Below are 536 nucleotides of genomic sequence, written 5' to 3' on the forward strand. Positions count from 1 at the left end.
CAACGGCTGGCCGAAACGCTGGCGCTGGGACACCGCATGGTGAACATGCCGCTGTTCCGGCTGCTCGACGTGGACATGCGAAAGCACCAGCTCGCGGGCACCGTGGGCGTGACGGACTTCGTGGGGTACGTGGTGACGATGGACCTGCTCGAAGGCGAGCTGGTTGACGCGCTCACCACCGACCGGCCAACAAGCCCCGGCGCACTCCCCCTCCGCGACACCTACATGCGGAACCTGACGGCCGCACTCAACGTCGGCGACCGAATGTGCGCAGGCGGAGCCCTCGCGCTCACGGCCATCGCCCGCCCCGCGGACGCGTTCCGCAGCGAACCGGACTACCTGCTGCTCGTCCAGGAACGCTCAGGCCACGTGATCAACGCGGCCCGCCGCCTGGCCGTGATCCCGAAGGGTTTCCACCAGCCGCTAACGGACTTCCGCGCCGACACACAGGTTGGTGCGACCCTCCGCCGCGAGATGGAAGAGGAACTGTTCGGCCGCGACGACGTAGACAACACTGTCGGCGAACAGCGTCACGC

The 536-nt window shown here is 67.9% G+C and carries 1 pseudogene; it reads left to right on the plus strand.

The window, feature by feature from the left end:
• Positions 1-536 (plus strand): annotated as a pseudogene (locus tag SK803_RS46420) (transcriptional regulator); the annotation flags it as partial.

It is taken from the genome of Lentzea miocenica (genome assembly GCF_033949945.1).
In the GTDB taxonomy this organism is placed as follows: domain Bacteria; phylum Actinomycetota; class Actinomycetes; order Mycobacteriales; family Pseudonocardiaceae; genus Lentzea; species Lentzea miocenica.